The sequence below is a fragment of the Streptomyces sp. NBC_00234 genome (assembly GCF_036195325.1).
Classification (GTDB): Bacteria; Actinomycetota; Actinomycetes; order Streptomycetales; family Streptomycetaceae; genus Streptomyces.
Map to the genome: position 1 here is coordinate 7,897,386 of NZ_CP108101.1, position 13,028 is coordinate 7,910,413.

The window sequence follows — 13,028 nt, forward strand, 5'->3', positions numbered from 1 at the left end:
CGCATGACCGAGGAACAACCCGAGCACCCGAACACGCCCCGAGGCCCCTCCGGAGCACACGCCCGCTACCCGGCACGGGAGAAGGCGGACGAGGAGGCTCTGCCGGGCAGTCAGTGGTACGACGCCGAAGCCGGGCCGCTGGTGCGTCCCTACGCGATGACGGGCGGACGGACCCAACCCGGGCCCAACGGGGTGCGCTTCGACCTGATCGCGCTCGTCGACGTCGCCGACCCGGCACCCGTCGACGCCGACGAGTCCCTGCTCGGCCCCGAACACCGGGCGCTGCTCACCCTGTGCCGCTGCGAGACGCAGTCGGTCGCGGAACTCGCCGCGGACGCGGACCTTCCGGTGGGCGTCGTGCGGGTACTGCTCGGCGATCTGCTCGAAGCGGGCCATGTAAGGGTCAGCCGGCCGGTCCCGCCCGCCCAGTTGCCCAACGAGCGGATTCTGCGTGAGGTGATCGACGGTCTCCGGGCACTGTGACGACGACGTCCCGGCCCCGCGTGACGACGTCCTGCTGGCGAAAAATCAACCATCCCGTTTCGAACATCGCGTTTCGAATCGCGACCACATACGGGCAATTGACGACCTGCGTTCGGTCGCATCGGTCAAAAGTGATCACACCCCTCGGGGTGGGCTCCGTGCTTGTCATGCTGTCCCCGTACTGATGCCCCTCCTTGTCCCACCGATGCCGCAACGATGCCCGAAGATACTCGACCGAGCTCGACAAGATGGCTCTGACCTGCGCTCATACATCTTGAGGCTCATGCGTGAGAGAAGTGATCGATGCCCTCCGAGCACGTGGGAAACGCCGACACCGTGGGCGGGGAGGAAGGCGGCGAGTCCACCGCCCTCGCTCTGAAGATTTTGGTCGCCGGCGGCTTCGGGGTCGGGAAAACGACCCTGGTCGGTGCCGTGAGTGAAATCAGGCCATTGCGCACCGAGGAGCTTCTCAGCGAGGCCGGACAGACGGTCGACGACACCGGCGGAGTCGACCAGAAGACCACCACGACCGTGGCCATGGACTTCGGCCGCATCACCATCAGGTCCGGGCTGTCGTTGTACCTGTTCGGCACGCCGGGGCAGGACCGCTTCTGGTTCCTCTGGGACGAACTGTCCCAGGGCGCACTCGGGGCGGTGGTTCTCGCCGACACCCGGCGCCTGGAGGACTGCTTCCCGGCCGTCGACTACTTCGAGCACCGCCACATTCCCTTCGTCGTCGCAGTGAACTGCTTCCCGGGCGCCCGCACCTACGGGGCGCAGGACGTGTCCCGGGCCCTGGACCTCGATGAGGGCACGCCGGTCGTGCTGTGCGACGCGCGCGACCGCGACTCCGGAAAGGAAGTCCTGATCCGCATGGTCGAGTACGCGGGGCGCATGCACACGGCCCGGCTTCTCGACTCCGTGAGCTGAGACCGGCGGGGAGGGCCGCCGCTGACAGGTGACAGCGCCGATCGCCGTCGGCTGCCAGCGGCGGCCCTCCCCAGCCGATCGGCACCTTGCCTGTGCGTGTGCCCTCCGAAACGAAGAAACGCTGTGCGCCCTGCGCCATGTGGTGTGCCATGAAGCCGGGCTCGGACGAGGAAGGGGCGTGGCGCGAAGCGGCGCCCCGACGGACGAGAGGCGCTTGCCCCTGCGGGAGCGGTACGCGAGGCTTACGCGCGATGTGGGGAACGTATGAGCGGGGAGGACGAGCGCATGGCGTTGGACCGGGGACTTGACTGGCTCCTTGACGATCTGACCGGTCGGGTGGAGCACGTACGGCACGCCTTGGTGCTGTCGAACGACGGCCTCGTGACGGGGGCGAGCACGGGCCTGGCGCGCGAGGACGCGGAGCACCTCGCCGCGGTGTCGTCGGGTCTGCACAGCCTGGCCCGTGGATCGGGGCGGCACTTCAGGGCCGGACGGGCACGGCAGACCATGGTGGAGTTCGACGAGGCACTGCTGTTCGTGACGGCCGCGGGCGAAGGCAGCTGCCTCTGTGTGCTGAGTGCGGCCGAGGCCGATGTCGGCCAGGTCGCCTACGAGATGACTCTGCTCGTGAACCGAGTGGGCGAACATCTCGGCGTCGGGATACGCAACGGCGGAAGCGACGGACCAAGCCGCCTCTGACCTGCGTCTTTCGTTCGGCTGCGACGTTATCCACAGGCCGAACGGGGAGAGCCTCCTCCGGGCTACCGTGATGACACGGAGTAATCGAGCCTCACGGGGGAGGACAGTCATGGCTGTTACGGAAGCGACGCGCGTACACGCCGTCGGAACGGGCGGCGGGGCCACGGTGGCGGCGGGCCGCGCCGCACAGGAACTGGAGCTCAGGCGTGGTGAGTTCGAGCTGGCCGTGCACCTCGGGCTGATCGGGGTCACTGCGGGGCAGGGTGGCGGGCGGCCGAGGGTTCCCGTCGAGGAGATCGACCGGCTGCGGGCTCAGGCCGGATTCCCGGAAGCTCTGCGGGAGCGGGTGCGCACCGTGGGGACGGCGGAGGGGGCCGCACTGCTCGGGATCAGCCCGGTCAGGTTCACGCGGCTGGCCCGCGTGGGGTGCGTCTCCCCGGTCTCCTTCTATCTCAATCGCTACCGCGCGGTGGTCTGGCTCTATCTTGCCGAGGAGCTGGCCCGGTTCGCCACGCGTGAACCCGGGCTGCTCGCCGGGAAGAGCCCGGTGGGCATGCGCACGATGCTGGAAGCGGGCACCGACTGGCGGGCGCGCAACTGGCGTTCGGGCAGGATCGACCGCTTGCTCGGCGGCACCGGGGACGCGTGGGTGCGCGCTGCCGTGCAGGCGTCCGCGCTGGATCCGGTCCAGCTCGCGGAGGTGGTCGACGATCCGTACGAGCGTGCCTACCTGGCCAGGGTCAGGCCGGAACCGATCTTCGGCCGACCAGGGTCAGTGAGCGGGAGGGAGATCATGGAGCGGTTGATGCTCGCCGACGATCCGGACGAGATTCTGTGGCGGCGGGTCAATCTGACCCTGGAGCTGGACCGGGCACGTGAGACCAGGCCCGCCCCGCGTCCGGGCGAGGCCCGAGGCCGCCCGGTCGCACCGGAGCGGGCGGGCGGGGTGCGGCCGGACGCCACGGCCGCGGTCGGGGAGCCTGAGCAGAACGGCGAACGGGGAGCGGGGCCGGGGCTGTTGGCCCGACTCGGACTGCGCAGGAGGGCGACCGCTCCATAGGTGCTCGGCCGCTGACCGGGGGACCCGGGGGTACCTGCCGTCGAGGTCCTGGCCGGCGTCGTGGGCAAAGAATTCGCGGGCTGCTGAGGCAGAAGGCATCCTGATGCCCATGTTGATCAGAGAAGCCACCACCGAGGACTGGCCCGCGATCTGGCCGTTCTTCCACGAAATCGTCGCCGCGGGCGATTCGTTCACCTATCCCGTCGACCTTTCCAGGGACGAGGCGCGGGAGTGGTGGCTCGTGCCCGCGCCGAGCCTGGCGGTTGTCGCGGTCGACGACTCCGGCACGGTGCTGGGGACGGCCAAGATGAACCGGAACCACATGGGCAACAGCTCGCACATCGCCAGCGCGAGTTACATGGTCGACCCCGCCCACTCGGGCAAGGGCGTGGGCCGGGCGCTGTGCCAGTACAGCGTGGACTGGGCCCGCACCGCCGGGTTCCGGGCGATGCAGTTCAACGCCGTGGTGGAGACGAACGTGTACGCGGTGCGGCTGTACCGGTCGCTCGGGTTCGAGGTGGTGGGGACCCTGCCCGAGGGCTTCAACCATCCGGTCGAGGGCTACGTCGGGCTGCACGTCATGCACAAGGCTCTCTGAACGGGGCGCCCGCTGTCCGGGCCGGGCGTCCGCCGTCGCAGAATGGCAGTGAAAGATCGTCCACGACCGGCGGAAGACACGCCCAGGCCCTGACCGGAGCGCATAGATGAACGACGACACCGTCCTGCTGCACACCGAAGGCCGCACCCTTCACATCACGCTCAACCGGCCGCGGGCTCTCAACGCGCTGACCCACGCCATGGTGCGGCGCATCGACGAAGGGCTCGCGACCGCCGAGCAGGACGACTCGGTCGTCGCCGTCGTGATCAGTGGGGCGGGGGAGCGGGGACTGTGCGCCGGCGGGGACATCCGTTCCATCCATGACGACGCGCGCGCCGGGGGCGAGGCGTCCTTGGCGTTCTGGCGCGACGAGTACCGGCTCAACGCCCGTATCGCCCGATTCCCCAAGCCGTACGTCGCGCTGATGGACGGCATCGTCATGGGCGGCGGGGTAGGAGTGTCGGCCCATGGTGATGTCCGCATCGTCACGGAGCGCTCCCGCGTCGCCATGCCCGAGACCGGAATCGGATTCGTTCCCGATGTCGGTGGCACCCACCTGCTGGCGTCGGCGCCCGGCGAGCTCGGCACCCATCTGGCGCTCACCGGGCAAGCGGTCGGTGCCGCGGATGCCGTGCTGTGCGGGCTGGCCGACCACTTCGTCCCCTCGGAGCGGCTGGCGGACCTCACCGCGGCGCTCGCCGGGTGCACCGGTCCCGCCGACGTGGAGAGGACGGTGCTCGGGTACGCGGGTGAGGCGCCCGAAGGCGAGCTCGCCACGCAGCGTGCGTGGATCGATGCCTGCTACGAGGCCGACAGCGTCGAGGAGATCATCGACCGGCTCAACGCCACGGGCGTGACCGCGGCGAAGGAGACCGCCGAAGCACTCCTCGCCAAGTCGCCCACCTCGCTCAAGGTCACGCTCGCCGCCGTTCGCCGGGCGCGCCGCCTCGACGGCCTGGAAGCGGTGCTCGACCAGGAGTACCGCGTCTCCTGCCGTGCCTTCACCGGGCACGATCTGGTCGAGGGCGTACGCGCACAGATCATCGACAAGGACCGCGCCCCCAAGTGGCGGCCGGCCGAACTCGCGGACGTCTCCGAGGCCGCGGTCGCGCGATACTTCGCCCCGCTCGGTGATCAGGAGCTGGGCCTCGGCTCGCCCCTGTAGAACGAGCCGAACGCGTCGACCCCGCAGACCACCCGGGCGTGCCCGGATCCCCCGACGGCCGGAAAGCGGCCAGGTGCGGATCCGGTGCGCCCGGTGGGTCAGTCGTGCCGCAGCCGTGCCGCCGCGCGGTCCCAGCCCGTCCGGTCCGGCTGGGGGCTGTAGTGGCGGAGGTCCTGAGTTTCGGCGACCAGCCGGCGCATGTCGGCGAGGTCGCCCACCAGGCCGTGGGCCCGCGCCTGGACCAGGATGTTGCCGAGTGCCGTCGCCTCGGCCGGTCCCGCCGTCACCGGCAGACCGGTCGCGTCGGCCGTCCACTGGCACAGCAGCTCGTTGCGTGAACCGCCACCGACCAGATGGATGCGGGTCAGTTCCCGGTCCGCCAGCTCCGCCGCCTCCCGCAGGGTCCGGCGATGAGCAAGGGCCAGGCTCTCCAGTACGCACCGCACATAGCCACCCGGACTGTCCGGCGGAGTCTGCCCGGTCCGTACGAGGAAGGCGTCGATCCGTGCGGGCATGTCACCCGGCGCCAGGAACTCCTCGTCGTCGGGGTCCAGGATCGCGGCGAACGGCCGTGCCCTGGCCGCGTCGGCGAGGAGATCGGCCAGGCTCGGAGCGCTGCCCTCCCGCTCCCAGGAACGACGGCACTCCTCCAGCAACCACATGCCCATGATGTTGCGGAGATAGCGGACCGTTCCGTCGACCCCGCGCTCATTGGTGAAGTTCGCCGCCCGGGACCGGTCGGACAGCACCGGGCCATCGAGTTCGAGCCCGGCCAACGACCAGGTGCCGCACGAGACATAGGCGAACCCGGGCTCCGTGGCAGGCACGGCGGCGACCGCCGACGCCGTGTCGTGGGAGGCGACCGTCGTCACCGCAGTACCCGCGGGCAGTCCGGTGAACTCGGTGACATGCGGCAGCAGAGTCCCCGCCGGGTCACCGGGTTCCCGCAGCGGCGGAAACAGGGACCGATCCAGCCCCAGCCGCCCGATCAGCGCGTCCGACCACGTGCCGCCGCGCGCGTCCAGGAAACCGGTCGTCGACGCGTTGGTGATCTCCGCGCCCATCGAGCCGGTCAGCCAGTGCACCAGCAGATCGGGCATCAGCAACAGCTTCCGCGCCGCTCGCCACTGGGCCGTCGAGCGGTGTGCGGCCAGTTGGAACACCGTGTTGAACGGCAGATGCTGGAGACCGCCGATGGCATACAGCTCCTGCGCTCCGCAGCGCGCGAGCACCCGCGCGGCGGCGTCGCCGTTGCGGCTGTCCCGGTAGTGGAACGGTAGCCCGAGCAGCGAGCCGTCGGCGTCGAGCAGCCCGTAGTCCACGGCCCACGTGTCGATGCCGATGGACGTGACCGGGCCCAGGCGCCCGGCTGCGCGCAGCCCGTCCAGCACCCCCTGGTACAGGGCGAGTACGTCCCAGCGCAGACCGTCCGGCAGTCGCACCGGGGTGTTGGGGAAGCGGTGTGCCTCGGTCAGTTCCAGCGTGCCGGGGCCGGCCCTGCCCGTGATGACCCGGCCGCTGGTGGCACCGAGGTCCACGGCGGCGAAGACCGCGTTGTGTCGTGAAGTCGCAGGCATTGAGTTACTCATCCGATCCGGGCGGGTCCGCGCACGATCGTCGCCGGGCCCCGGCACGCCGAGCGGCATGCCGGGGCCCGGCGGACAGGGCGTGGTGGTCCCGTACGTGTTCAGCGCAGGAAGGCCGCCGCCACACCGGCGTCGACGGGAATGTGGAGGCCGGTGGTGTGGGTGAGGTCGCCGCCGGTCAGGGCGAAGACGGCGTTGGCGACGTGCTCGGGAAGAACCTCGCGCTTGAGCAGGGTCCGCTGGGCGTAGAACTCCCCGAGCTTGTCCTCCTCGATGCCGTACGTCGCCGCGCGCTGGGCACCCCAGCCCGCAGCGAAGATGCCCGAACCACGCACCACGCCATCGGGGTTGATCCCGTTGACCCGGATGCCGTGCTCTCCGAGTTCCGCGGCCAACAGGCGGACCTGGTGGGCCTGGTCGGCCTTGGTGGCCGAGTAGGCGATGTTGTTGGGGCCCGCGAACACGGCGTTCTTGGACGCGATGTAGATGATGTCCCCGCCGAGGTTCTGCGCCAGCATCACCCGGGCCGCCTCGCGCGAGACGAGGAACGAACCGCGCGCCATGATGTCGTGCTGGAGGTCCCAGTCACGCGCCGTGGTCTCCAGGAGGGGCTTCGAGATCGAGATCCCGGCGTTGTTCACGACGAGGTCCACACCACCGAACGCCAGCACGGCAGACGCGAACGCCTCGGCGATCTGCTCCTCGCCCGTGACGTCGACCGTCACCGCGACGGCCTTGTCGGGCCCCCCGAGCTCCTCCGCGACGGCTACCGCGTTCTCCGCGTCGAGATCCGCGACGACGACGCACGCACCCTCGGCGACCAGCCGCCGAGCGATGGCCCTGCCGATTCCTGAGCCCGCGCCGGTGACGAGAGCGACCCGGGTGGCGAGCGCCTTCGCCTTAGGCATCCGGCGCAGCTTGGCCTCCTCCAGCTCCCAGTACTCGATGCGGAACTTCTCGGACTCCTCGATCGGCGCGTACGAGGAGACGGACTCGGCGCCCCGCATGACGTTGATGGCGTTGAGATAGAACTCCCCGGCGACCCGGGCGGTCTGCTTGTCCTTGCCGAACGAGAACATCCCGACACCCGGCACGAGGACGATCGCCGGGTCTGCGCCCCGCATGGCGGGGGACTCGGCGGTGGCGTGCCGCTCGTAATAGGCGCGGTACGCCTCCCGGTACTCCGCGTGCAGTTCCTTCAGGCGTGTGACCGCCTCGTCCAGCGGCGCGTCGGCGGGCAGGTCGAGGACGAGGGGGCTCACCTTCGTACGCAGGAAATGGTCGGGGCACGAGGTGCCGAGGGCCGCGAGCCGGGGGTGCTCCGCGCGGGACAGGAAGTCCAGGACCGGTTCCGCGTCCGTGAAGTGCCCCACCTGGGCGCGATCGGTGGAAGCGAGACCGCGGATCACCGGGGCGAGTGCGGCGGCACGCGCGCGCCGGAGCACGTCCGGCAGCGCCTCCCGGCCGGCGAGCACGGCGCCGAACGGTTCGGCCCTGCCCCGCCCCTGGAGGAACTCCTCGGCAGTCCGGATCATCCACAGGGCGTTGCGCTCGCACTCCTCGGACGTGTCGCCCCAGGCGGTGATGCCGTGGCCGCCCAGGATCACGCCGACGGCCGCCGGGTTGGCCTCCTTGACCGCGGCGATGTCCAGACCGAGCTGGAAGCCCGGCCTGCGCCAGCCCACCCAGGCCACCTTGTCCCCGAAACACTCGGCAGTGAGCTTCTCGCCGTCCGCGGAGCACGCCAGCGCGATGCCCGAGTCCGGGTGCAGATGGTCGACGTGCGCGGCCTCGACCAGCGCGTGCATCGCCGTGTCGATCGAGGGAGCGGCGCCGCCCTTGCCGTGCAGGCAGTAGTCGAACGCGGAGACCATCTCGTCCTCGCGTTCCACGCCCGGGTACACGTCCTTGAGCGCGCGGACCCGGTCCAGGCGGAGCACGGCGAGGCCGGACTCGGTGAGCGTGCCGAGATCACCGCCCGAGCCCTTCACCCAGAGCAGCTCGGTCTCGCCTCCGGTGACCGGATCGGCCGCGGAGACCTTGGCCGACGTGTTGCCGCCGGCGTAGTTGGTGTTGCGGGGGTCCGAGCCGATCCGGTGGGCGCGCTCCAGAAGCGCGGCGACTTCGGCATGTGTCGCGGACGTCATGAGAGTTCCTTCGTGGTGGGGCCGGGCGGGCGGATGCGGTGACGAACGGACGTCAGGAGCTCAGGCACCCCAGCCGGCCTGCTCGCCGCCGACCCGGGCGGCGGCGATCCGCTCCTGGTTGCCGGAGGCGAGGTACGCCGCGAACGGGTCCGGGGCCAGCCCCGCCTCCTCGCGCAGCTCGGCGAGCAGCGGCCGTACGTCGGTGTTGTAGGCGTCCATCAGCACACCGTTCGACGCCAGGACGTCACCGGAGCGCTGAGCGCGCGCCAGGGCGCCGGCGTCGATCATGAGCGCCTTCGCGGTCGCTTCCTGCACGTTGGTGACCGAGCGGATGACCGCCGGGATCTTCGCCTCGATGTTGTGACACTGGTCGAGCATGAAGTTGACGTTCGTCTCCGCGTCGAGACCGCCGTTCTTGACCACCTCGTGCATGATCCGGAACAGCTGGAAGGGGTCGGCCGCGCCCGCCATCAGATCGTCGTCCGCGTAGAAGCGGGAGTTGAAGTCGAAGGCGCCGAGCTTTCCCTCGCGGAGCAGGAACGCCACGATGAACTCGATGTTGGTGCCGGGGGCGTGGTGACCGGTGTCCACCACGACCTGTGCCTTCGGCCCGAGCTTGAGGCAGTGGGCGTACGACGTGCCCCAGTCCGGCACGTCCGTCGTGTAGAACGCCGGCTCGAAGAGCTTGTACTCCAGCAGCATCCGCTGGTCGTCGCCCAGTCGCGCGTACACCTCGGTCAGGGCCTCGGCCAGCCTGTCCTGGCGTCCCACGATGTCGTCCTGGCCGGGGTAGTTGGTGCCGTCGGAGAACCACAGCTTCAGGTCCGGGGAGCCGGTGGCGTCCATGATGTCGACGCACTCCAGCAGATGGTCCGTGGCCTTGCGGCGGACCTTCGGGTCGGGATGGGTCACCGAGCCCAGCTTGAAGTCGTCGTCCTGGAACACGTTGGAGTTGATGGCCCCGATCCGCAGTCCGAGGTTCTCGGCGTGCCGGGTCAGTGCCGCGTAGTCCTCGACCTTGTCCCACGGGATGTGCAGCGAGACCTTGGGGGCGACGCCGGTGAAGGTGTGGACCTGGGCGGCGTCCTCCAGCTTCTCGAAGGGATCGCGCGGGACTCCGGGCTGGGCGAACACCTTGAAACGGGTCCCGGAGTTGCCGTAACCCCAGGACGGCGTCTCGATCACCTGAGACTGCAGAGCTGCCTTGACGGCCGACACATCAGACATGAACACCTCGTAAGCAGAGTCATCCGGCGACCCGTTGCGATCGAAGGATGTGAATCGTTTCATCCGGAACGTACGCTAGGTTTCGATGGCTCTACCAGTCAAGCAGCTCGGTCAAGGTTCTTTCTGACTTGAAACAATTCATCCCTGGTGGAAGGCGTGCGCCCTCGATTCCCTCGTGCGGCGCTCCACCGATTGACAGGTGACCAAAAGGTCACATATTTTTGAAGGCATGGACGCGGTGTTCAAAGCCTTGGCGGACCCGACCCGGCGCAGCCTGCTCGACGCGCTCTTTCGTGAGGACGGGCAGACACTGGGTGCGTTGGAGGCCCGCTTCGACGTCACCCGGTTCGCCGTGATGAAGCACCTCAAGCTGCTGGAGGCGGCCGGCCTGGTCGTCACCAGGCGACGTGGCCGGGAGAAACTGCACTTCCTGAACCCGGTGCCCATTCGGCTCGTCCACGACCGGTGGGTGAGCAAGTATGCGGAGCCCTGGGCCGCAGGGCTCAGCGGCCTCAAGAGCCGGCTGGAGAATCCCATGGAGAAGGTCTTCGAAATCTACATCCGCACCACGCCCGAGCGTCTCTGGGAGGCGATCACCGATCCCGGAATCAGGGGCAAGTACAACTTCGGCGCCGGTATCGCCTCCGACTGGACTCCGGGGTCACGCTTCGAGATGAGCGCGCCCGGAGCGCCCGGCCCGCTGGGCGAAGGCCGGAATCTGGAGGTCGACCCGCCGCGCAAGCTCGTGCAGAGCATGGTGGCGCTCTGGAGCGAGGAGGCGAAGCGCGAAGGGACGACGCGTGTCACCTGGGAGATCGAGCCCGTCGGCGATTCCTGCCGGCTGACGGTCACCCACGACGAACTGCGCGAGGGCGCCCCCGAGGAGCTGTACGGCGGTTGGCCGATGATCCTGTCCGGCCTCAAGACCTGGCTGGAGACAGGCGAGCTCCTCACCACCCCGGGCTCGCTCCTGTACGGCACCTCGTAGACACGGTGGTGAGGCACGCCGGGGGCGCCGGAACACGGTGCCCCCGACGGCCTGTCAGCGCTCGGACGCGGTCAGGCTGGGTCGAAGCGCCCGTACGAGGGAGAACAGACGCTCCTCGTTTCCCGAGAGCCCCGCGCTCCGAAGCGCTGCGTCGGCCTCCGCGATCGGCGAGGCGAGCAGCGGTATGTAGAGCGGGGCTTCATCCGGGTCGGTGAGCGCGGCGCGGGTGGCCTCCAGTAGGCGGACATACGCCTGGGCCGCGGCGATCTCGTCGTTGTGCATCTCAGCATCTCCCGGTCAGAGGTGTCGGACCGTCAAGCATTCACCATGGGTCTGACAGTGCCCTCCCGGCGTCGGCGCACACATGCCGGCCGCTCAGGCGCCACGCCCGCGGGGACCACCCGCCGGTGGCTCGACCTCCAGGAAGCGTCTTCGACGCGGCCCCCGGTACAGCAGCGCCGTCCAGCCCAGCTGCTGGAGCACCACCGCGCACCGGGGCAGCGCTTCGTCCTCGTCATGGGCGGCCCCGCTGCCCGGCGGGCCGAGCCACTCCACGCGGACGGAACCCGGGGACTCTCCCGAAATCACGCGATATCCGAGGGCGAGCCGTTCACCGGACGCGTCGACTGCGGAGGCGGGTATTCCTGCGGCTTCCAGGCCGAGCGCCACGGCCCGGACCGTCCGATGGAGCTCCCAAGGAGCGGGCACCCCTTCCGGATTCGCGTGTTCCGCGTTGGTCAGCCGCCGGATCTGCAGCATTCCCTCGTAGGCGGTCCTGACCGATCCGGCGCGTTTCTCCCCCGCGTCGGGAAGTGGCGGGCCGTCTCCGGTGGCGGGTTCGAACCCCGCGTCGTCCCCCGTGCTCATCGGTGCCCCCATTCGGCGTGACCTGCGTGAGCACCAGTCTGCGTCACCCCACTGACAGTGCCCGGGGACGGAGATCGGAAGCCCCGGTCACACGGGCTCGAAGCCCCGCAGATAGTGGGCGCGCAGTACGGCCCGGTGCGCGGGCTCGGAGAGCTGATCGGCCGCCCACAGGAAGAAGTCGTCCGCGACGGCGTCCGTCCAGTCGTAGGACGGATCGAACGGGCCGGTGTCCGGGGCGGGCAGGGGCACCTCCCGGGCAGGGGCGTCCGGAGGTGCGAGCGTGACGAGGCGGGAGCCGTCCGGCCGCCGGGCGTACCGCACCTCCACGACCTCGCAGTCCCAGCGGTCCGCGCCGAGTTGCAGCCAGAGTCTCGACGACTCGGCGTACAGGGCGGCGCCTTCGGCGGCCTCGCTCGGAGAGGAGGCATCGTGCGGCAGGACATGGACGAAGCCGTGGCAGAGGGGCGTCGCGTTCGCATCGTCGGTGCTACGGGTCGCGCCGGGGGAGAGGCGGCCGGAATCCGGGTCGAGCACCCGTACTTCGCCATGGCGGTCGTAGTCCTGCAGCACGACGGGCGTCATCAGCGGCGCGGCTCCAGCCCGAGCTCCTCGTCGACGGCGGCGCTGCTGCGCGTCGCCGCGTCGATGACCTTGTCCCAGCTGCCGTACCTGGCGAACTGCTGGTCGGCCGTCGGGCCCAGCGGGTTGCCGTACTTGACCATGTTGCGGGCCTCCAGAAGTGCGACCGCCTCCGGCGACATCCCGGCCCTGGTGATGTCCTTGGCCTCGTTGCGCATGTTCACCAGGACCCTGGCGATCTCTTCGTCCGACCGGCCCTCGTCGCGCATCTGCTGCTCGACCTGTTCCATCTGGTCCAGGAGCTCGTGGTACCGCATCCGGACCTCGCGCGCTTCCGCCCGCTCCTCCGGCGTCATCTCCCGGATCGCGCAGACGACCGGATCGCTGCTGGTGCACGGCCCGTCGGCGGACGGGGCGAGGGTGATGGAGAGCGACGAGGCCGCTACGGGAGCGGCGACCGAGACTCCGGGCGCGAACAGTGCGCCGCCCGCCACGGTCAGCAGCGGGAGCAGCAGGGACACGACCAGCCGGCGGGCGAGGGGGCTGTGACGGGGGCCGCCGCCGGAGGGGGAGCCGGGGGCAGTCATCGGAGGTACATGCATGAAGGAGGGCTCTTTCGCCTGGGGAATAGGGCGAAACTGGACGTTACGGCGGCTACCCGACCCGGTGATGATCATGAGGCGGCGCGTATGGGTGACA

At 69.9% G+C, this 13,028-nt stretch carries 14 protein-coding genes; 7 read left to right on the forward strand and 7 right to left on the reverse strand.

Translation table 11 applies throughout. The features are described 5' to 3' along the window. The first annotated feature begins 3 nt into the window (after window positions 1-3). From OG230_RS34555 to OG230_RS34580, 6 genes are all read left to right on the forward strand, one after another. A complete protein-coding gene (locus OG230_RS34555) occupies window positions 4-483 on the forward strand; it encodes a DUF742 domain-containing protein (RefSeq protein WP_328907710.1) in 480 nt (159 codons plus the stop codon). A gap of 303 nt (window positions 484-786) precedes the next feature. Next, window positions 787-1,413, forward strand: a complete 627-nt coding sequence (locus tag OG230_RS34560) for a GTP-binding protein (protein ID WP_328907711.1) — start codon at window positions 787-789, stop codon at window positions 1,411-1,413. Window positions 1,414-1,698: 285 nt separating this feature from the next. Continuing rightward, the gene (locus OG230_RS34565; RefSeq protein WP_328907712.1) at window positions 1,699-2,112 is read left to right on the forward strand and encodes a roadblock/LC7 domain-containing protein; all 414 of its coding nucleotides are present in this window, start codon (window positions 1,699-1,701) and stop codon (window positions 2,110-2,112) included. Window positions 2,113-2,221: 109 nt separating this feature from the next. Continuing rightward, on the forward strand, window positions 2,222-3,172 hold the full coding sequence (locus OG230_RS34570) for a DUF6397 family protein (RefSeq protein ID WP_328907713.1): 951 nt from the start codon (window positions 2,222-2,224) through the stop codon (window positions 3,170-3,172). A 109-nt stretch (window positions 3,173-3,281) separates the two neighbouring features. Next, window positions 3,282-3,770: a GNAT family N-acetyltransferase gene (locus tag OG230_RS34575; RefSeq protein WP_328907714.1), complete on the forward strand. Its 489-nt coding sequence runs from the start codon at window positions 3,282-3,284 to the stop codon at window positions 3,768-3,770. Window positions 3,771-3,876: 106 nt separating this feature from the next. After that, window positions 3,877-4,935 carry an enoyl-CoA hydratase/isomerase family protein gene (locus OG230_RS34580; protein WP_328907715.1) on the forward strand — a complete coding sequence of 353 codons (1,059 nt, stop codon included), beginning with the start codon at window positions 3,877-3,879 and terminating at the stop codon, window positions 4,933-4,935. Between the two features lie 98 nt (window positions 4,936-5,033). Here OG230_RS34580 and OG230_RS34585 read toward each other — a convergent pair whose 3' ends face one another. The 3 genes from OG230_RS34585 to rhaI form a co-directional block, all read right to left on the reverse strand. Continuing rightward, window positions 5,034-6,512, reverse strand: coding sequence for a rhamnulokinase (locus OG230_RS34585; RefSeq protein WP_328907716.1), 1,479 nt, complete (start codon window positions 6,510-6,512; stop codon window positions 5,034-5,036). Window positions 6,513-6,622: 110 nt separating this feature from the next. Continuing rightward, window positions 6,623-8,668, reverse strand: coding sequence for a bifunctional aldolase/short-chain dehydrogenase (locus OG230_RS34590; protein ID WP_328907717.1), 2,046 nt, complete (start codon window positions 8,666-8,668; stop codon window positions 6,623-6,625). A 60-nt stretch (window positions 8,669-8,728) separates the two neighbouring features. Continuing rightward, on the reverse strand, window positions 8,729-9,895 hold the full coding sequence (gene rhaI / locus OG230_RS34595) for an L-rhamnose isomerase (RefSeq protein ID WP_328907718.1): 1,167 nt from the start codon (window positions 9,893-9,895) through the stop codon (window positions 8,729-8,731). Between the two features lie 229 nt (window positions 9,896-10,124). On the opposite strand from rhaI, the gene OG230_RS34600 reads away from it, so the two are divergent. Then, entirely contained in the window at window positions 10,125-10,883 is a 759-nt protein-coding gene (locus tag OG230_RS34600) for an ArsR/SmtB family transcription factor (RefSeq protein ID WP_328907719.1), read from the forward strand. Window positions 10,884-10,937: 54 nt separating this feature from the next. Here the strand turns inward: OG230_RS34600 and OG230_RS34605 are convergent, their stop codons facing one another. The 4 genes from OG230_RS34605 to OG230_RS34620 form a co-directional block, all read right to left on the reverse strand. Continuing rightward, window positions 10,938-11,165 (reverse strand): hypothetical protein, encoded by a 228-nt coding sequence (locus tag OG230_RS34605; RefSeq protein WP_328907720.1) that lies wholly within the window; start codon window positions 11,163-11,165, stop codon window positions 10,938-10,940. A gap of 93 nt (window positions 11,166-11,258) precedes the next feature. Beyond that, a complete protein-coding gene (locus OG230_RS34610) occupies window positions 11,259-11,750 on the reverse strand; it encodes a hypothetical protein (RefSeq protein WP_328907721.1) in 492 nt (163 codons plus the stop codon). Window positions 11,751-11,837: 87 nt separating this feature from the next. After that, window positions 11,838-12,332, reverse strand: a complete 495-nt coding sequence (locus OG230_RS34615; RefSeq protein ID WP_328907722.1) for a hypothetical protein — start codon at window positions 12,330-12,332, stop codon at window positions 11,838-11,840. After that, window positions 12,332-12,916, reverse strand: a complete 585-nt coding sequence (locus OG230_RS34620) for a hypothetical protein (RefSeq protein WP_328907723.1) — start codon at window positions 12,914-12,916, stop codon at window positions 12,332-12,334. Before OG230_RS34620 ends, OG230_RS34615 begins: the two co-directional genes overlap by 1 nt. Window positions 12,917-13,028: the final 112 nt, after the last annotated feature.

Coding starts and splice junctions, on each gene's coding strand:
- OG230_RS34560 (WP_328907711.1), top strand. CDS start 787: ATGCCCTCCGAGCACGTGGGAAACGCCGACACCGTGGGCGGGGAGGAA.
- OG230_RS34620 (WP_328907723.1), bottom strand. CDS start 12,916: ATGACTGCCCCCGGCTCCCCCTCCGGCGGCGGCCCCCGTCACAGCCCC.
- OG230_RS34605 (WP_328907720.1), bottom strand. CDS start 11,165: ATGCACAACGACGAGATCGCCGCGGCCCAGGCGTATGTCCGCCTACTG.
- OG230_RS34590 (WP_328907717.1), bottom strand. CDS start 8,668: ATGACGTCCGCGACACATGCCGAAGTCGCCGCGCTTCTGGAGCGCGCC.
- OG230_RS34555 (WP_328907710.1), top strand. CDS start 4: ATGACCGAGGAACAACCCGAGCACCCGAACACGCCCCGAGGCCCCTCC.
- OG230_RS34580 (WP_328907715.1), top strand. CDS start 3,877: ATGAACGACGACACCGTCCTGCTGCACACCGAAGGCCGCACCCTTCAC.
- OG230_RS34570 (WP_328907713.1), top strand. CDS start 2,222: ATGGCTGTTACGGAAGCGACGCGCGTACACGCCGTCGGAACGGGCGGC.
- OG230_RS34600 (WP_328907719.1), top strand. CDS start 10,125: ATGGACGCGGTGTTCAAAGCCTTGGCGGACCCGACCCGGCGCAGCCTG.
- OG230_RS34585 (WP_328907716.1), bottom strand. CDS start 6,512: ATGCCTGCGACTTCACGACACAACGCGGTCTTCGCCGCCGTGGACCTC.
- OG230_RS34610 (WP_328907721.1), bottom strand. CDS start 11,750: ATGAGCACGGGGGACGACGCGGGGTTCGAACCCGCCACCGGAGACGGC.
- OG230_RS34575 (WP_328907714.1), top strand. CDS start 3,282: ATGTTGATCAGAGAAGCCACCACCGAGGACTGGCCCGCGATCTGGCCG.
- OG230_RS34615 (WP_328907722.1), bottom strand. CDS start 12,332: ATGACGCCCGTCGTGCTGCAGGACTACGACCGCCATGGCGAAGTACGG.
- rhaI (WP_328907718.1), bottom strand. CDS start 9,895: ATGTCTGATGTGTCGGCCGTCAAGGCAGCTCTGCAGTCTCAGGTGATC.
- OG230_RS34565 (WP_328907712.1), top strand. CDS start 1,699: ATGGCGTTGGACCGGGGACTTGACTGGCTCCTTGACGATCTGACCGGT.